Raw genomic sequence first — 25317 nt, forward strand, 5'->3', positions numbered from 1 at the left:
AATGCCTCCGTCACTCTCGTCAGGGGCAGGGATATCTCCTATCCTCGCCCGCATGGCCGCAGGGGCCTGCAGGTTCTGTCTCCAAGATGCAGCAGGAATGCTGTGCGGATTCCGGGGGAGCGTTGGACGCGTTACGTATTGTCGAGGATGAGGTGCGGGAGCTCATCCGTGTGCGCGGGCTTGATCCGGCACGCCAGGGCGCAGAAGTGCGGCGCCTGGTGGAAGCTGCGGTCCAGGACTATGACCAGCGGTCCCTGCTGGGGACGCTCCCGCCGCTCGGCCAGCTTGAAAAGGCCCGGAAGCAGGTGTTCGACGCCGTTGCCGGCTATGGAGCGCTCCAGCCGCTGCTTGACGATCCAACCGTCGAAGAAGTCTGGATCAACTCACCGGGTGAGGTCTACGTCGCCCGGGACGGGCGTTCTGAACTGACAGCACTGAACCTGTCAGCGGAGCAGGTCCGGGATCTGGTGGAGCGGATGCTGAAGTCATCCGGCAGGCGCCTGGACCTTTCGTCCCCTTTTGTGGACGCTGCACTGCCTGACGGGTCACGCCTGCACGTAGTAATCCCCGATGTGACCCGACGGCACTGGGCAGTCAACATCCGGAAGTTCATTGTCCGGGCCAGCCGCCTGGACCATCTCGTTGAACTGGGAACCCTCACTCCGCAGGCCGCCCGTTTCCTTGCCGCCGCGGTCGCCGGGGGACTGAACATCCTGGTTTCCGGTGCTACGCAGGCAGGGAAGACAACCATGCTGAACTGTCTGGCAGCCTCGATCGGTGCCCGCGAACGGGTGGTCACCGTGGAAGAGATCTTTGAACTGCAGCTTCCCCTTCGTGACGTAGTAGGCCTGCAGTGCCGCCAGCCGAATCTGGAGGGGACAGGGGAGATCCCGCTGCGGCGCCTGGTCAAGGAGGCGCTGCGAATGCGCCCGGACCGGCTGATCGTCGGTGAGGTGCGGGAAGCGGAAAGCCTGGACATGCTGATTGCGCTTAACTCAGGTCTTCCCGGGATGTGCACGGTCCACGCGAACAGCGCGCACGACGCCGTTACGAAGATCTCCACGCTCCCGCTGCTCGCTGGAGCGAACATTTCCAGTGCCTTCGTGGTGCCGACCGTGGCCTCCTGCATAGATCTGGTGGTTCATTGTGTTCGGACCCCCGCCGGGCGGCGGGAAGTCGCGGAGATCCTCGCCCTGGGCAGGAGGGTGGAGAACGGAGTCATCGAGTCGACGCTGGTGTTCCAGCGTGAGAACGGACGGCTCGAAGCCTCGCCGTCGTCCCTTCCGTCACCGGACAAATTCGCCCGCGCGGGAATGAACCTCGCCGAGCTCCTGGAACCGGCAGCATGACCGCCGCCGCCGGTCTGGCCCTCGGCATTGGCCTGTTCCTGATCTGGTGGTCCTGCTGGGTCCTTCCGGAACGTCCGGCCAAGGTGCGCCGTCCCGGACGGATCGAAGAGCTGCTGAGGGCATCCGGCATCAGCCGCGTGACGCCGGCAGGACTGGTGCTGAGCAGTGCCCTGCTCGGAATGCTGGTGCTGCTCACCGTCTGGGTGCTCACGGCATCCCTGCCCATCGCAGGGTGTTTTGGTTTGTTTGCCTGCGCCGTTCCGGTCAGTGCGGTGCGGTGGCAGGCACGCAGGCGAAGCGCTTCGCTTCTGGAGCTGTGGCCCGACGCGGTGGATCATCTGCGCTCAGCTATCCGCGCAGGAATGTCGCTGCCCGAGGCATTGATCCAGCTTGGGGACAACGGACCTGCCGAACTGCGCTCTCCCTTTCGTGAATTCGGCGCCGATTACCGCTCCGGAGGCTCATTCGACGGAGCGCTGGACAGTCTGAAGGAACGGCTCTCCGATCCGGTGGGCGACCGGATTGTAGAGTCCCTGCGGCTGACCCGGCAGGTGGGCGGTTCAGACCTGGGCCGCCTACTTGGAACACTGGCGGAGTTCCTCCGGGAGAGCGCGCGTACCCGGAGCGAACTCTTGGCCCGGCAGTCGTGGACCATCAATGCTGCGCGCCTGGCGGTTACCGCCCCCTGGATCGTGTTGGTGCTGATGGCATCCACACCGGAGGCTGTGAATGCGTACAACACACCGGCCGGTGCCGTGGTCCTTGCCGCAGGCATGCTGATTTCAGTGGGCTGCTACCGGCTGATGCTCCGCATCGGCGCACTGCCTGCGGAAAAGCGGGTCCTGCGGTGACCGGCGTATGGCCGGCGGCCCTCCTGGCAGGAGCAGGCCTGGGAGTGGGACTGTGGCTGGCCGTCGTCCGGCTCCCTTTCCTCCGTCCCCAGTCCTTCACCGACCGCATCGCGCCGCAGCTGCGTTCAGCCACCCCGGGGTCAAGGCTGCTTGTGTCAGCGGACGTGACGCCGTTTGGGCCGCTGGAACGAGTGTTCCGCCCTATCCTCACGGACATGGTTGCCAAGCTGGAAAGGCTGAACCCGGCCGCTTCGGCACTGCAGAAAAGACTTGACCGGGCAGGCAACCGCATGACCGTGCTTGAGTTCCGGTCCAGCCAGCTGGTTTTCGCGGGCGGAGGGCTGCTGGCCGGCGGTGCTGGTGCCGTGTGGCTGGCAGCCCGGGGGCAGATCTCGGTTCCTGCGGTGGCGGTGCTGTCTTTGGCTGCCGGGCTGTTCGGTTACCTGCTGCGCGACTACCTGCTGACCCGGGAAGTATCCCGGAGGGAAGCACTTATGCTCGCGGAATTTCCCAGTCTGGCGGAGATGATGGCGCTGGCAGTCGGTGCCGGAGAAAGCGCCGGGGGAGCCCTTGAACGAGTTGCCCGGACATCGCGCGGCGAGCTTGCCGGCGAGTTCGGCCGTGCGCTCGCCGAGACGCGGTCGGGCGTACCGCTGCTAACCGCGCTGGGCAACCTGTCAAAACGCACTCAGCTGGCGCCGCTGTCCCGGTTCGTGGACGGAATCTCGGTGGCCATCGAACGGGGCACTCCGCTCGCTGACGTGCTGAGGGCCCAGGCCCAGGACGTGCGTGACCTCGCCAAGCGCGAGCTTATGGAAGAAGCAGGAAAGAAAGAGATCGCCATGATGGTCCCGCTGGTATTCGGTGTTTTGCCGCTCACCGTCCTCTTCGCCATCTTCCCGGGACTGTCGCTGCTCAGGATCGGCCTGTGAGGGCTGCTCAACCGCAAGGAATCACTTCCCCACAAGGAAAGGAACCCCAATGAAAACCCGAATCGTCCTCCGTAACCTGCCCGCCCTGCTGGCGGTCAGCCTCACCATCAGGCTGCGTGCGGCTTTGCTTCCGGAGGCTGACCGCGAGCGCGGAGACGTACCGGGATGGGTGATGATCACCCTCATGTCCGCTGTCCTCGTCGCCGCGATCCTCACAATTGCGCGGCCCGCGCTGGTATCTCTTTTTGAGTCTGCGATCGCCCAGGTCCGGCAGTAGCCGCCGGGCACCGGGCCCCGGCGACGAGGGGTCAGCCGTCGTCGACTTTGTCCTGGTCGGGGCGCTGCTCACCATCCTGGTACTGGCGGTGATTCAGCTGGCGGTTGTGCTGCACGTGCGGAACACCCTGATTGATGCTGCTTCCTCAGGCGCGCGCTATGGGACGCTCGCAGACCGGAACCCGGAGGACGGCGTGGAGCGGACAAGACAGCTCATATCCGGGAGCCTGAATGCCGGGTTCGCCCAGGACATCAGCCATGACCGGACGTCCCAAGCGGGCAGCTCCATGCTCAAGGTGACAGTCCGCGCGCCGCTGCCGGTCATCGGCCTGATCGGCCCGCAGGGAGGAATGGAGGTGACCGGGCATGCATACTGGCCCGAATAAGACTCCCAAAACCTTACTCCCTGGCGGGGAAGAAGGCAGCGCTGCGGTGGAGTTTGTCTTCCTTGGCGTGCTGCTGCTTGTTCCGCTGCTCTATCTGATCATCACGGCCGGCCAGGTCCAGGGTGCCGCATATGCCGTTGTAGGCGCCGCTGACCACGCAGCCAAGGTGTATGCATCCGCCGGGCAGGGAGGAGCACCCGGCGAGCAGGCGACTGCCGCGGCCGAGCTGGCTCTGACAGATTTCGGGTTTGATCCCGGGACCCTTGAACTCAGTGTTTCCTGCAGCCCGGAGTGCGGTATGCCCGGTTCAACCGTGACCGTCACCGCTGCGATGAACGTTCCGCTGCCGGTGGTAGGTTCCGTACCGGGGCTGAACCTGGCACCGGTGCGCGTGGATGCAACATCGATGCAGACCGTGGAGCGATACGGATGAGCCGGACTGCAGGCTGGAACCCGAAGCAAACAGGGGACAGCAGCGAAGCCGGCCAGGTGGGGGTCCTAATCATCGGCTACGTCCTGCTGGCACTGCTGCTCATCACGGTCATCGCCGCGGCTTCCTCCGTTTATCTGGGACACAAGAAACTCCTCTCAGCAGCCGACGGCGCAGCGCTCGCCGCAGCAGATACGTTCTCGCTTTCGCAGGTTCAGGGTTCCGGGGGAGATACTCCCGCAGCCGTCCTGGAGTCCTCCAGGGTCACGGCGGAAGTGCAGCGGTATCTAGCGGAGAGCGGGGCTGGAGAACGGATTGAGTCCCTGCAGATTGCGGCGGAGACGGGCACCCCGGATGGACGCACGGCCCGGGTGGTGCTGACCGCGGTGGTTCATCCGCCGATCGTTAATTTCCTGGTGCCGGACGGCGTCCGCATCAGCGCGGAATCCGACGCGCGGGCGCGGCTGACGCGCTGACGATTCTGCTATCCGGGCCAGCCCGCGCGGTCTCGGCGTCCACAGCGCACACGTAGACTGGTTGTCGATGTTTGAACGCCCGGCGACCAGGAATTGTTGATGACGGTTTTGGAACAGACTGACGAAGACCGCCCGCAGGGGCGGCGGAACCGCAGGCTTGGCGCGCCGGATGCGGGCGGTGCCCGGCGTATGCTCACCACTTCCTTTTTTGTGGTCTTCGCGCTGTCCATCCTGTGGTCTCTGGCATCTCCGCTGATGTCGGTGCCGGACGAACCCGCGCACACAATCAAGGCGGCCGCCGTTGCGCGCGGTGAACTTCTCGGTGAGACGGACGGGGAGCAGGGCTCAGCAATGACCGTGACCGTGCCCGGATACATCGCAGCCACGCATGACCAGACCTGCTATAAGCATCAGAAGCAGATTTCCGCGGCATGCGCCCCGGGCGTCGGGGAGGACACTGCGCTGGTGTCCGCTGAAACCACGGCAGGCAATTACAACCCGCTCTACTACTTTGTAACCGGTCTGCCCTCCCTCTTCCTCAGCGGAGCTCCGGCGATTTACGGAATGCGGATTGCCAGCGCACTGTTCTGCTCCGTGTTCTTCGCCATGACGTTCGCTGCAGCCGCCAAGTTCAAGCGTCCGCTGTGGCCCTTCGCGGCCGCAGCCGTTTCCACCACACCGATGGTCCTGTACCTGACGGGCTCCATCAATCCCAATGCCTTGGAAATAGCCGCCGCCGCAGCCTTTTTCCTCAACCTCTGCGCGGTCCTCGGCAGCAACACACTGAAGCAGGTCCGGAGCAACATGGTCTTCGTGGGTCTCTCCGGGCTCGTCCTGGCCAACACCCGGCCGCTGTCCCTGCTCTGGATGGCCCTGGCCGCCGCTGCAGCGCTGTGCATCTACGGATGGCGGCCGCTTCTGAAGGTGTTCAAGGACGGTCTTGGCCTTGCCATGACGGCACTGGTGGGCCTGGGCTGCGGGCTCAGCCTTGCCTGGTTCGCGGTGGCTAACAGCTTCGAAAGCCTCACCGGCACCGGCGTGGAGCTGAGTAAGTCCGACGCGGCCATCATCATGTTCGAGAGCACCCTGGACTATGCCACGGGCTACGTTGGCCGGATGGGATGGCTGGACACGGACCTGCCGATGGCCGTCTATATCCTCTGGTATTCCCTGATGGCACTGCTGCTGGTCCTTGGCCTGACCGCACGCGGATGGGGAAACCGTGCTGCGGTGACCCTGCTTGCGGCCGGGCTCGTGGCCCTTCCGCCGGTCATGCAGGCACAGGTCATCAACGAACTGGGCTGGATTTGGCAGGGCCGCTACGTCCTGGCATTGGTGGTCGTCCTGCTGCTGTGCTGCGGAGTTGTCAGCCAGTCCCTGGTGCTGCGCAGCTCTCCCCGGACCCGGAGCGTGCTGCGGCTCCTGACCGGCTTTGTGGTGCTGGCCCACGTCTTCAGCTTTATGTTTGTGCTGCGGCGGTACGCCGTCGGCATGATCGGCGAGCCGAACTGGGGACGTTTCCTGCTCTCGCCCGAGTGGCAGCCTCCGCTGTCCTGGCTGGGACTGACGCTGATCTATGCTGCAGCAGCTGCCCTGGCCGGGTTCCTGGCGTACCGGTACATGACCGCTGCCACAGTCCCGGACGAAGCTCCGGGCCCCGTCCAGGGCCGGAGCGCGGGAGCCGGCACGCCGGCCCCGGTTCAGCAGGTTTCCTAGGAGGCCCTGGCCTGCTTCAGCGGAGGGTAGTGCGCCCAGCCGCCGTGGTCCACCTCAAGCAGCGTGCCGTCGTCGGCGTAGCAAAGGGTGACCCGCTCACCGTAGAGATCGCAGTCCGGGTCGGGGCAGCGGTCGCGGAGTGAACCCGTGTAGTCGGCGGCGTCGTACTGGTCCCAGTCGTCCAGTTTTCCAAGGGCCCAGGGATCACCCTGCTCTGCCAGCTCCTCGAGCTCCTCGCGGCTGTAGCTGTGTCCGCGCTCAGGATGGCGGATGGGGGAGGGGGAAGCGTTCATTGAATTCTCGAAGCTCCTTTCCGGATCGGACAGCACCAATGTACTCCCGGGCCCTGACATCCCCGTGCCTATCTGCCGGTGTGCCGCCGGTGCACTGTGTCGCTGGAGCGGGGCGGTCCGAGCCGGGAAACCGGGGCATGGCGTAGTCTGTAATCACCATGGCTGAAATTGATTTTCCCGCAGAAATCCGCGCTCTCCGCTCAACGTTTGCCTCCATCGAGGACGTCTCAGACGTCGCTGCGATGAAGGAGGACATCGCTGAACTCAGCGAGATGGCGGGGGAGCCCAATCTGTGGGACGATCCGGACGCTGCGCAGAAGATCACCTCCAGGCTCTCGCATAAGCAGAGCGCCCTGGAACGGCTGCAGAGACTCGAAGCCCGGATCGACGACCTCGAGGTCCTCGTGGAACTGGCGCAGGACGAATCCGACGCCGACAGCAAAGCAGAGGCCGTCACTGAGCTGGAGTCACTGCGCAAGGCGCTGTCGGAGCTGGAAGTCGTGACGCTGCTCTCCGGCGAGTACGACGAGCGTGAAGCCGTAGTAACCATCCGCTCCGGTGCCGGCGGCGTGGACGCCGCGGACTTCGCGGAAATGCTGCTGCGGATGTACCTGCGCTGGGCCGAGCGGCACGGTTACCCGACCCAGGTCCTGGACACGTCCTACGCCGAAGAAGCCGGCCTGAAGTCAGCCACGTTTGAGGTCAAGGCGCCCTACGCCTTCGGCACCCTCGTGGTGGAAGCCGGCACGCACCGGCTGGTGCGCATCAGCCCGTTCGACAACCAGGGCCGGCGCCAGACGTCCTTCGCCGCCGTCGAAGTCATTCCGCTGATTGAAGCTACTGACCACATCGACATTCCGGACAACGAGATCCGCGTGGACGTGTTCCGCTCCTCCGGCCCCGGCGGCCAGTCCGTGAACACCACGGACTCCGCAGTCCGGCTGACCCACATCCCCACCGGCACTGTGGTCTCCATGCAGAACGAGAAGTCGCAGCTCCAGAACCGTGCAGCTGCCATGCGCGTGCTCCAGTCGCGCCTGCTGCTGCTCAAGAAGGAACAGGAAGACGCCGAGAAGAAGGCCTTCGCCGGAGACGTGAAGGCGTCCTGGGGTGATCAGATGCGTTCCTACGTGCTCAACCCGTACCAGATGGTCAAGGACCTGCGGACGGAGCACGAAGTGGGCAACACCTCGGCAGTGTTCGACGGCGAGATCGACGACTTCATTGACGCCGGCATCCGCTGGCGCGCCAACGGCAGCGTTTCCGCGCGCAAGTAGGCGGCGCCGGACCGGCAGGTGTCAGATTCCCAGGCTGTCCCGCAGCGGCAGCGCAAGGGTTTTGGCGAAGGAATCGGTGATGTGGTTGTCCCGGTACACCAGCACATTTCCCAGCACGGCCTGGCACTGCCCCTCCGGGCAGAAGTAGCCGCGGAAGTCCACCAGCTTTACGCCGTCGAGTTCCTGCGCGGACTGGGTCAGCGGTGCCGCCTCTCTGGGGGCGGGGAAGGCGCAGTCCGCGGGGTCATCACTGCCGGAGACGCATTCGGGAACGTTGAACGGCGGATAGGGCACGTCGCTGAGGACCGCAACCGAAAGCCCGGCGTCCCGCAGCGGGGCCAGGGCATTGGCATACCCCAGCTTCGCCTGCTCCGGGCTGTCCCAGCCCCAGTCCAGGGCATCCGCGTATCCGGCAGGGGTGAGCGACGCCGTCAGCACGAACGACGGGTCCAGATCAATGATCTGCTGGAGCGTCTGAGTGTTGATTCCTACGCAGGTCCGGTGGATTACTGTGCCCGAGTGAAGCGGTTCCAGGCTGAACGGGCAGCCGTTTCGTGCCAGCACATACAGCCGGTACCCGCTTTCCCGGGCGAGGAGGTCCACGGAACCCATGTACTGGGCAGCATGCGAATCACCAACCAGCACTATGCTCCGGGAACTGCCCGTGTCGCCTGCAACGCAGTCTTCCAGGTCCATAGTCCGGGGATCCCAGGCCGTCAGGCACGCTTCGACGCCGTCGGGCTGGTCTGAAACCGCCACCGCCGGGTCAGGCCGCACCGGCATTTCGGGTACGGGTGCGTTGGCGTGCACGGCACCGGCACCCGGATAGGCTGCCAGATCAAGTTCCTGGCTGAGAGCCCGGGTCTTCTGCTCCACGACCAGGTAGGGGGCAGCCGCGGCGGCTATGGGAACCAGGGTCAGAACGGCACCCAGGGCGAAAATCGGGCGGTACGCGCCCGCCGCAGCCCGGCGGCGCCCGCCGCGGCGCGGTTTCGGTTCAAACCTGCGGAACGGTTCCTCTATGAACCGGGTGGAGAGTGCTGCCAGCGCCACACTGAGCACGATGACAGCTCCTCCGTGGAGCCAGCCCGGATTCGGCCCCAGCACGTAGACCGAGAAGACGATCACCGGCCAGTGCCAGAGGTACAGCGAATAGGAGATGTCTCCCAGATACGTGACCGGACGCAGTGCCTGCCAGCGGGACACGGACCCAAAACCGGATTCCTTGACCGAACTGCCGGCCAGCAGCAGGGCCATGGTTCCCAGCACCGGCAGCAGCGCGGCATAACCCGGGAAGTCCATGGCAGTGGAGAACAGTACGGCGGAAGCCAGCACCATTGCCAGCCCCAGCCAGCCCAGCAGCACCGGTAGGAGAGAGCCGGAACGCAGCTGCGGAAGGGCGACTGCCAGCATGCCGCCGAGGGCAAGTTCCCAGATCCGTGTGGTGGTGAAGAAATAGGCCAGGTCCGGGTTCGAGGCGGAGAAGAGTACGGAGTGGACCAAAGAGGCCAGCGCGACGGCGGTAAGCACGGCAAGCAGCAGCGTACGGCCGGGCCTGCGGCCCCGGGAAGCAGCGGCACAGATGAGGATCAGCAGCGGAATGAACAGGTAGAACTGTTCTTCCACCGCAAGGGACCAGAAGTGCTGCAGCGGGGACACGGATGCTGTTGCGCCCTCGTAGCTGGTTGTTGAGAATGCCTGGTTCCAGTTCTGGATGTTCAGCCCCGAGGCCGCGATGTCCCGCGCAACGCCCTGCCAGCGTCCCTGCGGGAACAGCAGCACGGTGGCCGCGAGGGTCGCCAAAAGGACGGTTGCGGCAGCCGGCAGCAGGCGCTTGATGCGCCGGGTGTAGAACTTGGCAAGTTTCAGCGACCCCGTGGACATGGCTTCGCGTGCCAGCGACCCCACGATCAGGTATCCGGAAATGACAAAGAAGACATCAACGCCAACAAAGCCGCCCGGCAGGGTCTGCGGCCAGATGTGATACCAGACCACGAGTCCGACGGCGAGGGCACGCAGCCCTTGGATGTCCGGGCGGTGGCGCGCCGGAGCGGTGTCAGACGGAAGCCGTGCTGAGCGGCTGGCCCTGGCGGGGCCGAACGCCGGGGCGTTCAAAGAGAGTGGGGGCACAATCGGCCATTATATTCGGCATCCTAACCGCGCCGGTGCTGCCCCCGCCGGGAATTCACCGGCCGGAACGGGTTAGCCATTGACGCCGGTGTGATCTGTGCCATACATTTTCCGTAACCTGAATCGCCTTTCAGGTTAGTGCTCCAAAACCCCGGCCCGGCCGGCACCAAATGCATCCACTGCAGCCACCGCACTGAAAGGCACACCACCGTGAAGGCAACAAAGAAGTTCCTCCTCGCTTCGGCACTAACTGCCGGACTGGCATTGTCCGCCTGCGCCCCTGCCGCGGATTCCGGCACCGCACCGGCCGACGGCGAGGCGCCGTCGAGCGTCGACGTCGGAATCGTTTATTCCAAGACCGGGGCCCTGGCAGCCTACGGCGAGGCCTACTACGAGGGTCTGCAGGCAGGCATTGACTACGCCACCGACGGCACCGGCAAGGTCGGGGACACTGAGCTGAACATCACCTACCACGACGACGGCGGAGACCCGGACAAGGCAGTCACCGTTGCCAAGGACCTGATTGGGCAGGACTACAAGATCCTGGCCGGCACCGTGGTCTCCGGCATCGCACTGAAGCTGGCCGAACAGGCCGAGCAGAACCAGGTCCTCTACATTTCCGGTCCCGCGGCAACGGACGCCATCCAGGGCATCAACAAGTACACCTTCCGTTCCGGCCGCCAGTCCCTGCAGGACGTGGCCACGGCTGGATCCTTCGTGGACGACCTGTCCGGAAAGAAGGTAGTGGTCTTTGCGCAGGACAACGCCTTCGGCCAGGGAAACCTCGCCGCTGTGAAGGCTGTCCTCGGCGCTGAAGGCGCAGAGGTCTCCAGCGTCCTGGTCCCCGAGGACGCCACCGAGTTCACCCCGTTCGCCCGGCAGCTGATCGACGCCGCACCGGACATGGCCTTTGTGGCCTGGGCCGGAGCATCATCGGGTTCCATGTGGCAGGCACTGGACCAGCAGGGGGCTTTTGACGCCGCACCAATCGTCACCGGGCTGGGCGACGCCGCCACCTTCGGGGCCTACGGCGCTGCCGGCACCAAGATCTCCTTCCTGAACCACTACTTCCCGGGCGCCGGGGACAACGAGGTGGAGAAGGCCATGATCGAGTCCGTGGAAGCAGCCGGAAAGCAGGCCGACCTGTTCACCCCGGACGGTTTTGTGGCCGGGCAGATGATTGTCCAGGCTGTCCGGGAAGGCGGCAGCGACGTCGATGCGATGGTCTCCGCACTGGAGGGCTGGAGCTTCGAGGGGCCGAAGGGCACCACCACCGTCCGTGCTTCCGACCACGCCCTGCTTCAGGACATGTACCAGGTCACCCTCAATGACCAGGGCGGCACCTGGGTTCCCACCCTCGTTGAAACGGTTGCCGCGGATTCCGTTGCTCCGCCGGAAGCGGCAAAGTAAGCCGTGGACTCCATGGACACACGCATCGCCCTGGAACTCACCGGCGTCGGGCTCAGCATTGGCGGGGCCCGCATCCTGGAAGACGTCCACCTCTCTGTCCGCAGCGGCGAAATGATCGGTGTGATCGGACCGAACGGCGCCGGCAAGACCACCCTGTTCAACGTCATCTCCGGACTGCTGCGCCCCACCGAGGGGACCGTGGCAGTCTCGGGGAACGACGTCGGGCGGCTGGCGGTGCACCGGAGGGCGGCCGCCGGGCTGGGCCGGACGTTCCAGACCTCCAGCCTGTTCCCGCAGCTGAGTGTGCTCGAAAACGTGCGGCTGGCCGCCCAAGCCAAACTGGGCGGCAGCCTCTCGCTGCTGCGCTTCCCGCGCAGCGGAGACGAGGCCACCCGGATCGCCGCCGAGCGGATCGAGGAGGTTGGCCTGGGCGCGAAGGCGGCGGCCGGAGCCGGCGGCCTGTCCCACGGAGACAAGCGCAAGGTTGAAATCGCGATGCTGCTGGCTGCGGATCCGGCAGTGATCCTGCTCGACGAACCCATGGCCGGGGTCGGCTCGGGAGACGTCGCCGGGCTTTCCGAAGTCATCCGCCGGATGCACCGGGAGTCCGGACGCACCGTGCTGATGGTGGAGCACCACATGGAAGTGGTCCTGGGCCTGGTGGACCGGGTTGCAGTGATGCACCACGGCAGCCTGCTTGCCGTCGATACCCCCGACGCCGTCATGGCCAATCCGCTGGTCCAAAGCGCCTACCTGGGAGAACCTGTCTGATGAACACTGCCGCCGCACCCATCCTGCGGGTGCAGAATCTTTCCGCCTCCATCGGCGGCCAGCAGGTCGTCGAAGACGTCAGCTTCGAGGTCCCGGCCTCCGGCGTCACCGCACTGCTCGGCCGCAACGGCGTGGGCAAGACCAGTACCATCAAAGCGATCATCGGACTGATCTCCCGGACCGGCGGGGTAGAGCTCGACGGCGAGCGCATCGACGGAGCCGAAACGCACCGGATCATCGCCCGCGGCGTGGGCTACGTGCCGGAGGACCGGGAAGTCTTCTCCCGGCTCACGGTCGCGGAGAACCTGCGGCTCGCCGAGCGGGACGAACACCCCCGCCGCCAGCTCGTCGAAGACCTCTTCCCGGATCTGGTCAAGCGCTCCGCCCAGATGGCAGGCACGCTGAGCGGCGGGCAGCAGCAAATGGTCTCCCTGGCCCGTGCGCTGCTGAACACCAACAAGGTGCTCCTGGTGGATGAGCCCACCAAGGGACTGGCACCGAAGATCGTGCAGGAGGTCGGCGAGGCCCTGGCCGAAGCCGCACGCACCGTGCCGATCCTGCTGGTGGAACAGAACCTGACCGTAGTACGCCAGCTCGCCTCCACCGTCACCGTGCTCTCCGGCGGAAAGGTGGCGCTGACGGGCATGGACGCCGGGGAGTTCCTTGATGACACGGATCTGAACCACCGGCTGCTGGGCGTTCACACCGGCACCGCGGCGGAGACCCCCAACCCCGCCGGCACGGCCGCGCCGAAAGGAGCCTGAGGCATGAGCACCATCATCCTGCTCACCGTCACCGGCCTGGGCCTGGGCGCACTGTACTTCCTGGTCGCCTCCGGGCTGTCCCTGATCTACGGACTCATGGGCGTGCTGAACTTCGCCCACGGCTCCTTCCTGACCCTCGGCGCGTTCATTGGCTGGCAGGCGGCGCAGGCACTCGGTGCCGGGGGCTGGGGAGTCTTCTTCATCTCCCTGGCCGTCGGAGCCGCCACCGGCGCGGTGTTTGCCGCCCTGACTGAACGGATCCTCATCCGCCCGCTCTACCAGCGCCACATTGAACAGGTCCTCGTGACGGTGGGCCTCTCCCTGGCCTCGGTGGCCCTGTTCGAAGGTATCTGGGGCACCGATCCGTCCTTCATCGCCGGCCCCGCCTGGCTGAAGGAAACCACGGACCTGTTCGGGGCCCGGATCCCGAATGACCGGTTCGTCGCCATCCTGGCCGCAGCACTGGTCCTCGGCGGGCTGCTGCTGTTCCTGAAGAGGACGCGCTACGGCATGATCATCCGGGCCGGCGTAGAAAACCGGTCCATGGTTACCGCCCTGGGCATCGACGTACGCAAGGCCTTCACCCTGGTCTTCACCATCGGCGGGGCCGCCGCGGGTATGGGCGGTGTGCTGGCCAGCCACTACTTCGGCTACGTGTCACCGCTGCTGGGAGGTTCACTGCTGATCTTCGCGTTCATCGTCACGGTGATCGGCGGCCTCGGATCACTCACCGGCGCAGCACTGGCCTCCGTGGCAGTGGGGATCCTGCAGCAGTTCGCAAACTTCTACTGGGGTGTGGGGGACTTTGTGGTGGTCCTGCTCCTCGCCGCGGTGCTGCTGGCCAGACCGGCAGGACTGATGGGAAAGGCGGTAACGGCATGAGCACGGCCCAGGTCCGGGAGGACACCAAGAACCCGCCCGCGGCACAGCCTGCAGGCAAGGCACGACGCCGGCCCGCCGCCTGGGCAGCCGGCGCTGCCGGAGTGCTGATCCTTGCCGTGCTGCCGCTTTTCAACCTTTCACTGCCCGGGCTGCTGCCCGGCCCCACCTACACGCCGGGCTCTCTGCAGCTGATGGCCCTGTGCATGCTGATGGCTGCCGCAGCGCTGACCTACCACCTGCTGCTCGGGGTGGCAGGCATGCTCTCCTTCGGGCACGCCCTGTACTTCGGTGCCGGTGTGTACGGTCTGGCGATCATCCTGGACCGGACCGGGCTGCCCCTGCTGCCGGCCATGGCCCTGACCCTGGTGGTGGTGATTGTGCTGGCCAACCTGACCGGCGCCGTCGCACTGCGGGTCACCGGCATCCCGTTCGCCATGGTGACCCTCGCCTTCGCCCAGGCGGGGTCCGTGATGGTGAGGCGCAACCCGGACGGCGCCACCGGGGGAGAGGAAGGCCTGAGCCTGGCCACCGAGCATGTGCCGTCCTTCCTGGTGGGCGTGGCCAACACCCGGAACCTGTACTGGCTGGCGCTCGCCGCCCTGGTGGCCGTGTTCCTCGTAACGGCCTGGATCCAGCGCAGCCGGGCAGGGCACGTGGCTGCTGCCGTACGCGAGAACGAGATGCGTGTCCGGGTGCTGGGCCTGCAGCCCTACCTGGCTAAGCTGCTCATCTTTGTAGTGGCGGGCACCCTGGCCGGGGTAGTGGGCATGACGTACCTGCTGCTGCAGTCCGGTGCGGTACCGCGGGCAGTGTCTTCGGACTTCACCATCACCCTGCTGGTGATGGTGGTCCTGGGTGGGGTGGGATCCCGGTGGGGCGCCGTGCTGGGCGGGGTGGTCTACACCCTGCTGGACCAGCGTCTGACGGCACTCGCCAACTCTGATGCCATTGCCGGACTGCCGCGGATCCTGCAGATCCCCCTCTCGGAACCGCTTTTTATCCTCGGTACGCTGTTCATCCTGGTGGTGCTGTTCCTGCCAGGCGGACTGGCAGGAGCTGCCGCACGGCTGCGCAGCCGAGAAGCTGCCCGCCGGCCGCAGCAGATCCTGGAGGAAGCCGGATGAGTTCCCTGCATACCCTGGGCCGCTGGACGGCCGACCGCGCACTGTCCACCCCGGACCGCACCGCGATCGATGACCGCGGTGTGCCGCTGAGCTACCGGGACCTGGAGAATCGGGCCGCAGCTCTCGCCCGCGCGCTGAAGGATGCCGGCTACCGGCGGGGTGACCGGATCGCCACTGTCACCGGCAACAGTGCCGACCACGTAGTTGCCTTCTTCGCCTGTGCCAAGGCAGGGCTGGTCCTTGTCCCGTTGTCCTGGCGGCTTTCGGCCCGTGAACTCGCTGAGCAGCTCGCGCTCGCGGACCCGGCTCTGCTGCTGGTCGAGGATGAATTCTCCGCAGTGGCCATGGAGGCGGCCGCGCGCCTTGCCGTTCCTCCGCAGTCGGCCGCCCTGGGCCGCACCGGAGTGGAAGCCAGACCGCCGGCCCCGCTGCGGCTGCTGGAGGAACCCGTCAGCCCCGGGGACCGGGTCCTGGATGATGACCCGCTGCTGATGGTCTTTACCTCCGGTACTGAAGCGGACCCCAAAGCCGTGGTGCTCACCCACTCGAACTGTTTCTGGACCAACCTGTCCCTCTCCCGCACAGCGGAAATCGGGAGCCGGGACGTGGTGCTCGCGGTGCTGCCCCAGTTCCACGCCGGGGGCTGGAACATCCAGCCACTGCTGGCCTGGTGGACCGGCGCCACCGTGGTGCTGGAACGGACGTTCGACGCCGGACGCGTGCTGGCGCTGATAGAGGACCGGAAGGTCACCACCATGATGGGGGTTCCCGCGCATTACCTGATGCTCGCCTCCCATCCGCGTTTTGACCGGACGGACCTCTCCAGCCTGGGCCGCGCCGTCGTCGGCGGAGCGCCCATGCCGGCGCCGCTGCTGCGGACCTGGCACTCGCGCGGGGTTGCCCTGGCCCAGGGCTACGGGCTCAGCGAAGCCGGACCCAACGTGCTGTGCCTGCCGGAGGAGGAAGCCGGCGCCAGGGTGGGCATGGCGGGCAAACCGTATCCGCACGTAGACGTTGCCGTTGCCGACCCGGTGACCGGTGAGCACCTGCACGGGCCCGGAACGGGGGAGCTGCTGGTCTCCGGCCCCGGGGTTTTTCCCGGCTACTTCCGTAACCCGGAAGCGACCGCTGCGGCGCTCGCAGGGGGATGGCTGCACACCGGAGACCTGGTGGAGCGCGACGCCGACGGGTACCTCCGCGTGATCGACCGGCTCAAGGACATCTACATCTCCGGCGGCGAGAACGTCTCTCCGGCGGAGGTGGAAGCAGTGCTGCTGGAACACCCGGCCGTGGCGGAAGCCGCCGTTGCCGGTGAACCGGACCCGCGGTGGGGCGAAACCGGCGTTGCCTGGGTGGTCCGCCGCCCCGGAACTGCCCCGGATGCCCTGGACATCCTGGAGCACTGCAGCGCGAGGCTGGCCCGCTACAAAGTACCCGCACGCGTGTGCTTTGTGGATTCACTGCCGCGCACTTCGCTGCACAAAGTGGCCCGCTCCCGGCTGCGCGCCCGATCCGGCAAACAACAACCCGCAACCCCCGACCGGCAGGACACCAGATGAGCACCACACCCAGGACAGCCCGCGGCACCAGGACCCGTGCCCGGCTGCTAGAAGCCGCCGAACAGGTCTTCGAATCGGTGGGCTACCACGACGCCTCGATTGTGAAGATCACGGAACAGGCCGGGATTGGCCTGGGCACCTTTTACCTGTACTTCGAGGGCAAGCAGGCCATCTTCGACGAGGTGGTGGAGGACCTGAACCGCCGTGTCCGCCAGGCCATGACGGAGGCAGCCAAGGCCGCGGGCAACCGGATCGAGGCGGAGCGGGCGGGCTTCCGGGCGTTCTTCCGGTTCACCGCCGAGCACCCCGCGCTCTACCGGATCATCCGCCAGGCCGAGTTTGTTTCACCCGGAGCCCTGCGCATGCACTACACGCGGATCGTCAACGGCTATGTGGAAGGCCTCAAGGCAGCCCGTGACGCCGGCGAGATCCGTCCGATGGATGTGGACACGGTGGCGTGGGCACTGATGGGCATCGGCGAGATGCTCGGCATGCGCTGGGTCCTTTGGCACGCCGACCGGTCAGACGGAGGCACCGCGCCGGAAATCCCGGAAGCGGAATTTGAGGAAATGATGCGGTTCATCGAACGAGGCATGGCGCCCGAGGCGCCGGAAAACGGAGGCGGAGCATGAGCACTGAGGCAATTCTCCCGGCAGGCCTGGAAGGCAGGACGGCGCTGGTCACCGGAGGCGGGTCCGGCATCGGGGAGGCATGTGCCCGCACCTTCGCCGCCCTGGGCGCGAAGGTGACCGTGGCGGACGTCAACCGGGAAGCGGCGGAACGGGTGGCCGCTGCCACCGGCGGAACGGCATGGGAAGTGGACCTCAGCAACACGGGGGAGCTTGAAAACCTGTCCCTGGACACGGACATCCTGATCAACAACGCCGGAATCCAGCGGATCAGTCCGATCCAGGACTTCGACCCGGAGACGTTCCGGCTGATCCACCGGCTGATGGTCGAATCGCCTTTCCTGCTGATCCGTGCAGCGCTGCCGGGGATGTACGAACGGGGATTTGGCCGGATCATCAACATTTCCTCCGTCCACGGCCTGCGCGCCTCTGCGTTCAAGAGCGCGTACGTCAGTGCCAAGCACGCCCTTGAAGGGCTCAGCAAGGTCACCGCGCTGGAGGGTGGAGAACACGGCGTCACCTCCAACTGCATCAATCCAGCCTATGTGCGCACAGCGCTGGTTGAAGCGCAGATCGCGGACCAGGCCCGCATCAACTCGATTCCCGAAGAGGAAGTGGTCGCCTCGGTCATGCTCACCGAATCCGTGGTGAAGCGGCTGGTCGAGCCCGAGGAAGTCGCGTCTCTTGCTGCGTGGCTCGCCGGGCCGGGCGCTGGAATGGTCACCGGCGCTTCCTACACCATGGACGGCGGGTGGAGCGCGCGATGAGCACCTACACGAGCACTGCGGTCCCCGTCCGGGGCGGTACCCTGCACACCGGCATCTGGGGGCCCACCGACCCGGATGCGCCCACAGTCCTGGCCATCCACGGTGTCACGGCCTCGCACCGGACCTGGGGGATGGTTGCCGCAGCCCTGCCGGAGGTGCGCTTCATAGCCCCGGACCTGCGCGGCCGGGGCCGGAGCAACACCCTGCCCGGACCCTACGGGATGCCGGTCCACGCCGATGACCTCGCGTCCGTGCTGGAGGCACTGGACGTGCCCCGCGCCGTCGTCGTCGGCCATTCAATGGGCGCATTCGCGGCACTGGTGCTGGCCAACCGGCACCCGGCGCTGGTGGAGTCCCTGGTACTCGTGGACGGCGGACTGCCCCTGGACGTTCCGTCCGGACTGAGTGATGAGCAGATCATCCAGGCCGTGCTGGGTCCGGCCGCCGAACGGCTGGAACAGGTGTTCGCCTCTCTTGCTGACTACGAACAGTTCTGGGCTCCGCATCCGGCGTTTGCGGGGCACTGGAATGACCTGCTGCGCGATTACCTTGCCTACGATCTGCAGCCCCACGGCACCGGGTTCCGCGCCGCCACGTGCACCCAGGCACTGATTGAGGACACGGCCGAGCTGCACCGCGGCACCGCGCTGCTTCAGGCGCTGGGGGAGCTCGCCCATCCGGTGCGCCTGCTCCGTGCCCCGCGCGGGCTGCTGAACGAGGAACCGGGCCTCTACTCGCAGGAGTACATCCGCTCCTGGCAGGACCGGATCCCGGACCTGGAGATCACCGACGTGCCCGGCACCAACCACTACACGGTTGTCATGGACAACCCCGGGGCTTCAACTGTGGCCGCGGTGCTCGCGGAGCAGGCAGTCCGGCTGCCGGCAGGTGAACCTCCAGCGGGCTAAGGGCCGCCGCCGGGCATCCGGCGGCGACACACCACTTGATGCTCTGCCCGGCAGCGGGATCCGCTGGCTATAGTCGAAAGGCCGGTTCCCTGCTCCCAAGGCCAAAGGCCCTTGCCGTTCCGGCTGCTACGTAAGGGCATGAAACAGCAATGATCACTTTCGACAACGTCACCAAGGTCTACGACAGGAATTCCCGGCCGGCCCTGAACTCGGTCAGCCTGGACGTGGACCGCGGCGAATTCGTCTTTCTGGTGGGTGCATCCGGTTCGGGCAAGTCCACGCTTATCCGGCTGGTGCTCAAGGAAGAGCACGCGACGCGGGGAACCGTCTACGTCGCGGGTTCCAACGTGGCCAAGATTCCCAGCTGGCGCGTTCCGCGCCTGCGCCGCGGCATCGGCGTCGTTTTCCAGGACTTCCGCCTGCTGCCCAACAAGACCGTTTTCGCCAACGTTGCCTTCGCCATGCAGGTGATCGGCCGCTCCCGTGCAGTGATCCGTGATTCGGTTCCCGAGGTCCTGAAGACCGTTGGCCTGGAGGGCAAGGACAACCGCCTGCCCCACGAGCTTTCCGGCGGCGAGCAGCAGCGCGTAGCCATTGCCCGTGCGATCGTGAACCGTCCCGGCATCCTGCTGGCCGATGAACCGACCGGCAACCTGGACCCCACTACCTCAATGGGCATCATGAAGGTCCTGGACCGGATCAACCAGAACGGCACCACCGTGGTGATGGCCACCCACGACCACGACATCGTCAACGCCATGCGCAAGCGCGTGATCGAACTGCGCAACGGCAAGGTGGTCCGCGACGAACGTGAGGGCATCTACCTGGCGACGGCGATGCAGCCGGTCGTTCCGGCTGCCGGTGCCGGCGCTGCCGCGCCCGGATCCGAAACCGCATCCGGTGCGGCCGCACCAGCCGCTCCAGCCGCCGAAGGCCGTCCCGCAGACAAGGCAGAAAACCCCGGCGCCGCGGCGAAACAGAACAGCTCCGCCGGATCGGAGGTCTCGGAATGAGGATGGCTTTTGTCCTCGGCGAGATTGGCTCCGGCATCCGCCGCAACCTTTCCATGGTTGTCTCTGTCATCCTGGTGACCTTCGTGTCGCTGACCTTTGTCGGCGCGGCAGGCCTTCTGCAGATGCAGATCAACCAGATGAAGGGCTACTGGTATGACCGCGTCCAGGTTGCAGTGTTCCTCTGTGTGGACAACGACGTATCGCCGTCCTGCGCCTCAGGCTCCGTCACCGACGAGCAGCGCAGCGCCATCGAAACCAAGCTGAACTCAGCGGAGTTCGAGCAGTACATCGACACCGTGCATTACGAAGACCAGGAAACCGCCCTGGGCCACTTCCGCGAACAGTTCGCCAATTCGCCGATCGTGGACAGCGTCACCGCTGATCAGCTGCCGGAAACTTTCCGCGTCTCCCTGGTGGATCCGGAAAAATACGAAGTCATCAACGAAGCGTTCTCGTCGATGCCCGGAGTTGAATCGGTCAGTGACCAGCGTGAACTGCTGGAAAAGGTATTTTCCTTTATGAACATTGCGTCCCTCGTGGCGCTCATCATCGCGGTGCTCATGCTGGTCTGCGCGATCCTGCTGATCGCCACCACCATCAGGCTTTCCGCCTTCAGCCGCCGCCGGGAAACCGGCATTATGCGGCTGGTCGGGGCCTCGAAGGCAGTGATCCAGCTGCCCTTTGTGCTCGAAGGCGTGATCGCAGCGCTGATTGGCGCTGTCCTCGCTTCCGGAACCCTCTGGGCCGTGGCACACTTCTTCATCGGTATGCTGGCCCGCCAGTATCCGGCAACTGCGTTCATATCCGCACGTGAAGTACTTCTTTTGAGCCCGATCCTGCTCATTTTGGGTACATTACTTGCGGGTGTGTCATCGCTGCTGACACTCAGGCGCTATATCAAGGTCTAGAGTGTGGGCACTGGTCAAACGAAAGCAGAAACGTTTCATGGATAGTCTCGTCAATGGATAACCGCCGCGATTCCCGGCCGCGGGCTGCAGCAATGGCCGCTGCACCGCTGGGCAGCGTGCGGAAAACGGCTGCAGCCGGGGCAGCGCTGCTCCTGGCGCTGGTGCTTGCCTTTGCTTCCGTCCATGCTCCCGCGCAGGCCGATGAGCTGAACGACCGCAAGAATGCCCTGGAAGCGGAGCAGCAGCGCGTCCAGGAGGAATACGAGTACCTGGACGAAGACATCGCCCGGACCGTGGCCCAGCTGAACATTTACCAGAACGAAGAACTGCCCGCGGCGCAGGCTGTGCTCTCCGACGCCGAAGGCCGGGTCAGCAGTGCATCCGCCAAGGTCGGGGCGCTCACCGACCGCGTGGCCCTGGCGCAGGAAAGCCGCAACAAGATCGCTGCGCAGATCGAAGAAGACCAGAAGGCGCTGGACGAGACGCAGAAAGTCATCGGCCAGATCGCCAGCCAGGCGTACAAGAGCGGGGGAGTGCCTTCCAGCCTCACCCTGATGTTTGGGGCCGAGGGCGCTGACAGCCTGACGGACTCAATGGGCATGGCCGGGCAGGCGCTGCGCGGCCAGAACGCCGCCGTCGAACGCCTCTCCCAGCAGGCAGCGACGAATGTGAACTCCGAAGCGCGGCTTACCGCAGTGGAGGAAGAGATCTCCTCGCTCAAGGCACAGGCTGAGGAAGCCCTGCGTGCCGAGCAGGCAGCCCGCGACGAAGCGGCCGCTGAGAAAGAGAAGGTGGACGACCTCATCGCCAGCGCGGAAGCGCTCAACGGTGAGCTGGAAGCCAAGAAGCCCGTGATCCAGGCGAAGCTCGCTTCGATCCAGTCGGAGCAGGCAGCCGTCCAGGCAGAGATCGCCGAACGCCAGCGCATCCTCCTCGAAGAGGCACGCCGTGCCGAAGAAGCACGGATCGCCGAAGCCAACCGGCGGGCCGCTGAGGAAGCCGAGCGCAACAACCAGCCGGCGCCGCCGCCGCAGACCATCCAGCCCACCAACCCGTCGGCGTTCGGTCTGCGCTACCCCGTCAGCGCACCGCTGACTTCCGGATTCGGCTGGCGTGCGACGCCGGCAGGCACCATCGACTTCTCCGGCACCGGCGGCTACCTGCACTCCGGCATCGACTTCGGAGCCCAGTGCGGCACTCCCGTGTATGCAGCGGCTGCAGGTGAGGTCTGGCGCTCGGACACCGGCGGCGGCGAGATGATCGGCACCGGCAACCGGATCGTGCTGAACCACGGCGTGATCGGCACCAGCGCCCTGGCAACGAACTACTACCACCTGAGCAGCCGGATCGTCTCTGCCGGTCAGTGGGTCAATGCCGGACAGCTGATCGGCTACGTCGGCACTACCGGAAACTCCACGGGCTGCCACCTGCACTTCGAGACCATGCTCAACGGGCAGCTGGTAAATCCCATGGGACTGCTCTAGGGCCTAGAATGGGTGTTTCGCCTCCGGGAACGTGCCGGAGACGAAGGAACCGCGAGACGCAAAGCTATGAAGGAGAGTTGACCCGTGCCCAAAGAAAGTGGCCGAAAAGTCGTGGCCACCAACCGCAAGGCCCGGCACAACTACGAAATCCTGGACACCTATGAGGCCGGGATGGTGCTGATGGGCACCGAGGTGAAGTCTCTGCGCGAGGGACGCGCTTCCCTGGTGGATGGGTTCGCCACGTTCTACAACGATGAACTCTGGCTTGAGGCTGTCTACATTCCGGAATACCTCAACGGCAGCTGGACTAACCACTCCGCCCGCCGGCGGCGGAAGCTGCTGCTGCACCGCGAGCAGCTGGACAAGATCTCGCAGAAGATCCGCGAGTCCGGCTTCACGATCGTTCCGCTGCAGCTCTACTTCCTGGACGGCCGCGCCAAGGTTGAAATCGCCGTCGCCCGCGGTAAGCGGGATTACGACAAGCGGCAGAGCCTGCGGGAGAAGCAGGACAACCGTGAGGCGCTGCGCGAAATGCGTGCCAAGAACCGCGGAGCATAGCCGCCGGCGTCCGGTCTGACGTTCCAGCGCAGATGCGCTATAGTTAACGATCCGGCTGGTAGCAGCCGGACAAATCAGTTTGGTAACTGAATACGGGGATGACAGGTTTCGACGATGTTAGTCGCGACAGGTGAAGCGGGCCGAGGATGCAGGGTTATCTCGTAAACGCTCTCTGCAAACCAATAAGTGCCGATTCTAAGCGCACTGACTTCGCTCTCGCTGCCTAAGCAGCGGGCATAGTCCGTCAGACCGGGAATGCTCTCGTCCCGGATCCTGGCGTCATTTAGAGGGCCACTGCTGAGCACTCTCGCCGTTGGAGTGCTCGGGACTTTTAGACGGCTGGGCCCGGATCAGCCACTTGTTCACATGATGGCTGGGGCCGAGAAAATCCGACGTGAACTGCGCCCGGAGAAGCCCTGACAACACGACATCGGACGGGGGTTCAATTCCCCCCATCTCCACCATTGAAAAGCACCTCGGCCTTCGGGCCGGGGTGCTTTTTGTGTTCCGTTCCTCTGGCAGCCATTGTGCGGTCCGGCAGGAGAACCCGGGACGGCGGCAACGAAAATCCCTGCTCGCAGGGCTCACAGCGATTATTAAAGCCGCCTTCCCCCGGGTCCTCCGGCCTTGAGGATGGCTTAGCAGATGCCGAACTGCCAAGCGTCGATGGGGCATGCCCGCCGGTGACACGTACGCATAAAGTAAACCGGTTTGTCAGTGGGATCTGAGAGGATCGTCACTATGTCTAAATCTCAGGTTCTCTTCCGTGTCCTCGACACGGGTCGCATCCAGTGCGACGTCGTTTCTCCCAAGGGTTACAAGCTCACCCTGTCCGGCAGCCACACAGACGCCGAGCCTGAAGTCGGGCAGGGCATTCTTGGCGAAAACCAGTCGCTGATCAGTAACGCCTGGGCATACGCCCTCAACCGGCATGCCGCTGTGAACCTGCCCGACGAAGATCAGCAGAAGGCAGCAGAGAAACGGGCCAAAGGATTTAAGAAGGCCGCCGCATGGATCGCCGAACTGGCCGAGGACCTGACAGTGGAGGAGAGAACAGGTTGGTGCTCCTCCTGCTTCGGCAAGCATGCGCACCGCAAGGCCAACCGGCCCGTGGGACAGCTGCCCGCCTATATCTGCACCGGGTGCGGGGCGCCGACGCTTCCCTGTGCGGCCGTGATGTGTACGAACATGGCTGTCCGGGAAGAGGGCGCGATTCGGGTCCAGCGCTACTGCGCCGAGCACCGGCACGAAATCCCTGGTTTCGAGAAAGCCGATCGAAAGATGGGTGCGCTCAATGACTATGAGGAGTTTCTGAGTTACGAAAAGCCCAACTTGGCGAAAACGGTCAAGGTGGTGGGACTTGCAGGCGCGGGTGTTGCAGCAGCCACTCCTTTCGCCTTCCTCGCTGCACCCGCACTCGGAGGTGCGGTGGGAGCTGCTGTCGGAGGTTACAGCGGCATTGTGGCGACAAACTTCGGGCTGGCGCTGCTCGGCGGTGGTGCTGTGGCGACCGGCGGTTTGGGTGTGGCCGGCGGAACGGCTGTGGTCACCGCGGTCGGAGCAGCTCTGGGTGCGGCTCTCGGTGGCACGATTGCGAACGCCTACGTGCGGCAGGACAAGTCCTTTCACATCGAAATGCTCCAGGATGGAACCGGGGTTCCGGTCATTGTCTGCAACGGCTTCCTCAGCGAAACCAAAACCGGTTGGGGCGAGTGGCGGAATATCGTGACGGACCGCTATCCGGATTCACCCGTATACCGCGTCCATTGGGGTGCGCGTGAACTTCGGCACCTTACATTGTTCGCAGGTGCGAACGTGGGCAAAGCCGCCGCGGGGGCCGCGGTGAGAGGGGCTGCAGCAAAAGCCGCCAAGGTGGCCGCCAAACGGCTGGCTCCGGTTGCCCCAGCGCTGATCGCGGCCGATGTCGCGAAGAATCCCTGGCACATGGCGAAGAACCGTGCAGAGAAAACCGGCGTCATCCTCGCTGACCTCTTGGCTCGAACCGAGGTCGAGTCTTACGTCCTGATTGGGCACAGCTTGGGGGCCCGGGCAATGGTGGTTGCGGCCCAGGCGTTGTCCAGCAAGAAGGGTGGGCCGCGTGTCCAGTCGATGCACCTCCTGGGAGCAGCCATTGGTGCAAAGAGTGACTGGCACAGCCTGACGTCCATCGTCGACGAGGCCGTTTACAACTACCACTCGTCGAATGACCCTGTTTTGAAGTTTGCTTACCGTGGGACCCAGCCAGGTGAGAGGGCCGCAGGCGAGGTGGGCTTCCGGCCAGCTGACGCAAAACTCCAGAACGTAGACGTTTCCGCGAACGTCAGGGGGCACTCCCAGTACCATCAGGAGGTCCGGCTGCTGACTGAACCGATGATCCGGTGGGACCCGGCCGGGATAGGGTCTTCGGTCCGCTGAGATCTGTTC

25 protein-coding genes and 1 other RNA gene are annotated in these 25317 nt (G+C 65.3%); 24 read left to right on the top strand and 2 right to left on the bottom strand.

Annotated elements, in window-relative coordinates:
* Positions 1–122: 122 nt before the first annotated feature.
* The 8 genes from ACWGQ2_RS11490 to ACWGQ2_RS11525 all read left to right on the top strand — a co-directional run bounded on the left by ACWGQ2_RS11490 (position 123) and on the right by ACWGQ2_RS11525 (position 6416).
* A complete protein-coding gene (locus tag ACWGQ2_RS11490; RefSeq protein ID WP_452017349.1) occupies positions 123–1349 on the top strand; it encodes a CpaF family protein in 1227 nt (408 codons plus the stop codon).
* Positions 1346–2200 carry a type II secretion system F family protein gene (locus tag ACWGQ2_RS11495; RefSeq protein ID WP_452017351.1) on the top strand — a complete coding sequence of 285 codons (855 nt, stop codon included), beginning with the start codon at positions 1346–1348 and terminating at the stop codon, positions 2198–2200. Before ACWGQ2_RS11490 ends, ACWGQ2_RS11495 begins: the two co-directional genes overlap by 4 nt.
* Complete coding sequence (locus ACWGQ2_RS11500) at positions 2197–3132, top strand: type II secretion system F family protein (protein ID WP_452017353.1); 936 nt, start codon at positions 2197–2199, stop codon at positions 3130–3132. The genes ACWGQ2_RS11495 and ACWGQ2_RS11500 overlap by 4 nt, the downstream gene beginning before the upstream one ends.
* A gap of 49 nt (positions 3133–3181) precedes the next feature.
* Positions 3182–3409, top strand: a complete 228-nt coding sequence (locus ACWGQ2_RS11505) for a hypothetical protein (RefSeq protein WP_452017355.1) — start codon at positions 3182–3184, stop codon at positions 3407–3409.
* Positions 3378–3794, top strand: a complete 417-nt coding sequence (locus ACWGQ2_RS11510; RefSeq protein ID WP_452017357.1) for a TadE family protein — start codon at positions 3378–3380, stop codon at positions 3792–3794. The genes ACWGQ2_RS11505 and ACWGQ2_RS11510 overlap by 32 nt, the downstream gene beginning before the upstream one ends.
* A 46-nt stretch (positions 3795–3840) precedes the next feature.
* Positions 3841–4227, top strand: a complete 387-nt coding sequence (locus ACWGQ2_RS11515; RefSeq protein ID WP_452017359.1) for a hypothetical protein — start codon at positions 3841–3843, stop codon at positions 4225–4227.
* Complete coding sequence (locus tag ACWGQ2_RS11520; protein WP_452017361.1) at positions 4224–4700, top strand: pilus assembly protein TadG-related protein; 477 nt, start codon at positions 4224–4226, stop codon at positions 4698–4700. The genes ACWGQ2_RS11515 and ACWGQ2_RS11520 overlap by 4 nt, the downstream gene beginning before the upstream one ends.
* Before the next feature lie 99 nt (positions 4701–4799).
* Positions 4800–6416, top strand: coding sequence for a DUF2142 domain-containing protein (locus tag ACWGQ2_RS11525; protein ID WP_452017363.1), 1617 nt, complete (start codon positions 4800–4802; stop codon positions 6414–6416).
* Here the strand turns inward: ACWGQ2_RS11525 and ACWGQ2_RS11530 are convergent.
* Positions 6413–6709: a hypothetical protein gene (locus ACWGQ2_RS11530; protein WP_452017365.1), complete on the bottom strand. Its 297-nt coding sequence runs from the start codon at positions 6707–6709 to the stop codon at positions 6413–6415. The genes ACWGQ2_RS11525 and ACWGQ2_RS11530 overlap by 4 nt on opposite strands.
* 158 nt (positions 6710–6867) lie before the next feature.
* Between ACWGQ2_RS11530 and prfB the strand changes: the two genes are divergently transcribed.
* Entirely contained in the window at positions 6868–7986 is a 1119-nt protein-coding gene (gene prfB, locus ACWGQ2_RS11535; RefSeq protein WP_452017367.1) for a peptide chain release factor 2, read from the top strand.
* Between the two features lie 21 nt (positions 7987–8007).
* Here the strand turns inward: prfB and ACWGQ2_RS11540 are convergent, their stop codons facing one another.
* Entirely contained in the window at positions 8008–10116 is a 2109-nt protein-coding gene (locus ACWGQ2_RS11540) for an acyltransferase family protein (protein ID WP_452017369.1), read from the bottom strand.
* Positions 10117–10326: 210 nt separating this feature from the next.
* On the opposite strand from ACWGQ2_RS11540, the gene ACWGQ2_RS11545 reads away from it, so the two are divergent.
* From ACWGQ2_RS11545 to ACWGQ2_RS11615, 15 genes are all read left to right on the top strand, one after another.
* On the top strand, positions 10327–11526 hold the full coding sequence (locus tag ACWGQ2_RS11545; protein WP_452017371.1) for a substrate-binding domain-containing protein: 1200 nt from the start codon (positions 10327–10329) through the stop codon (positions 11524–11526).
* A gap of 12 nt (positions 11527–11538) precedes the next feature.
* Positions 11539–12297: an ABC transporter ATP-binding protein gene (locus ACWGQ2_RS11550; protein WP_452017373.1), complete on the top strand. Its 759-nt coding sequence runs from the start codon at positions 11539–11541 to the stop codon at positions 12295–12297.
* On the top strand, positions 12297–13061 hold the full coding sequence (locus ACWGQ2_RS11555) for an ABC transporter ATP-binding protein (protein WP_452017375.1): 765 nt from the start codon (positions 12297–12299) through the stop codon (positions 13059–13061). The genes ACWGQ2_RS11550 and ACWGQ2_RS11555 overlap by 1 nt, the downstream gene beginning before the upstream one ends.
* A 3-nt stretch (positions 13062–13064) precedes the next feature.
* Positions 13065–13943, top strand: a complete 879-nt coding sequence (locus tag ACWGQ2_RS11560) for a branched-chain amino acid ABC transporter permease (protein WP_452017377.1) — start codon at positions 13065–13067, stop codon at positions 13941–13943.
* On the top strand, positions 13940–15067 hold the full coding sequence (locus tag ACWGQ2_RS11565; RefSeq protein ID WP_452017379.1) for a branched-chain amino acid ABC transporter permease: 1128 nt from the start codon (positions 13940–13942) through the stop codon (positions 15065–15067). Before ACWGQ2_RS11560 ends, ACWGQ2_RS11565 begins: the two co-directional genes overlap by 4 nt.
* Positions 15064–16626 (top strand): class I adenylate-forming enzyme family protein, encoded by a 1563-nt coding sequence (locus tag ACWGQ2_RS11570; RefSeq protein WP_452017381.1) that lies wholly within the window; start codon positions 15064–15066, stop codon positions 16624–16626. Before ACWGQ2_RS11565 ends, ACWGQ2_RS11570 begins: the two co-directional genes overlap by 4 nt.
* The gene (locus ACWGQ2_RS11575) at positions 16623–17258 is read left to right on the top strand and encodes a TetR/AcrR family transcriptional regulator (protein ID WP_452017383.1); all 636 of its coding nucleotides are present in this window, start codon (positions 16623–16625) and stop codon (positions 17256–17258) included. Before ACWGQ2_RS11570 ends, ACWGQ2_RS11575 begins: the two co-directional genes overlap by 4 nt.
* On the top strand, positions 17255–18022 hold the full coding sequence (locus tag ACWGQ2_RS11580) for a 3-hydroxybutyrate dehydrogenase (RefSeq protein ID WP_452017385.1): 768 nt from the start codon (positions 17255–17257) through the stop codon (positions 18020–18022). Before ACWGQ2_RS11575 ends, ACWGQ2_RS11580 begins: the two co-directional genes overlap by 4 nt.
* Positions 18019–18930, top strand: a complete 912-nt coding sequence (locus tag ACWGQ2_RS11585) for an alpha/beta fold hydrolase (protein ID WP_452017387.1) — start codon at positions 18019–18021, stop codon at positions 18928–18930. Before ACWGQ2_RS11580 ends, ACWGQ2_RS11585 begins: the two co-directional genes overlap by 4 nt.
* A gap of 149 nt (positions 18931–19079) precedes the next feature.
* Complete coding sequence (gene ftsE / locus ACWGQ2_RS11590; protein WP_452017389.1) at positions 19080–19943, top strand: cell division ATP-binding protein FtsE; 864 nt, start codon at positions 19080–19082, stop codon at positions 19941–19943.
* Positions 19940–20851 carry a permease-like cell division protein FtsX gene (ftsX, locus tag ACWGQ2_RS11595; protein ID WP_452017391.1) on the top strand — a complete coding sequence of 304 codons (912 nt, stop codon included), beginning with the start codon at positions 19940–19942 and terminating at the stop codon, positions 20849–20851. The genes ftsE and ftsX overlap by 4 nt, the downstream gene beginning before the upstream one ends.
* Positions 20852–20904: 53 nt before the next feature.
* The gene (locus tag ACWGQ2_RS11600) at positions 20905–22335 is read left to right on the top strand and encodes a peptidoglycan DD-metalloendopeptidase family protein (RefSeq protein ID WP_452017393.1); all 1431 of its coding nucleotides are present in this window, start codon (positions 20905–20907) and stop codon (positions 22333–22335) included.
* Positions 22336–22419: 84 nt separating this feature from the next.
* Complete coding sequence (gene smpB, locus ACWGQ2_RS11605; protein ID WP_422400345.1) at positions 22420–22893, top strand: SsrA-binding protein SmpB; 474 nt, start codon at positions 22420–22422, stop codon at positions 22891–22893.
* 94 nt (positions 22894–22987) lie between these two features.
* Positions 22988–23357: a transfer-messenger RNA gene (gene ssrA / locus ACWGQ2_RS11610) on the top strand.
* Between the two features lie 277 nt (positions 23358–23634).
* Positions 23635–25308 carry a DUF726 domain-containing protein gene (locus tag ACWGQ2_RS11615; RefSeq protein ID WP_452017395.1) on the top strand — a complete coding sequence of 558 codons (1674 nt, stop codon included), beginning with the start codon at positions 23635–23637 and terminating at the stop codon, positions 25306–25308.
* The last annotated feature ends 9 nt before the right edge of the window (positions 25309–25317 follow it).

The sequence above is a fragment of the Arthrobacter sp. NPDC055585 genome (assembly GCF_053619115.1).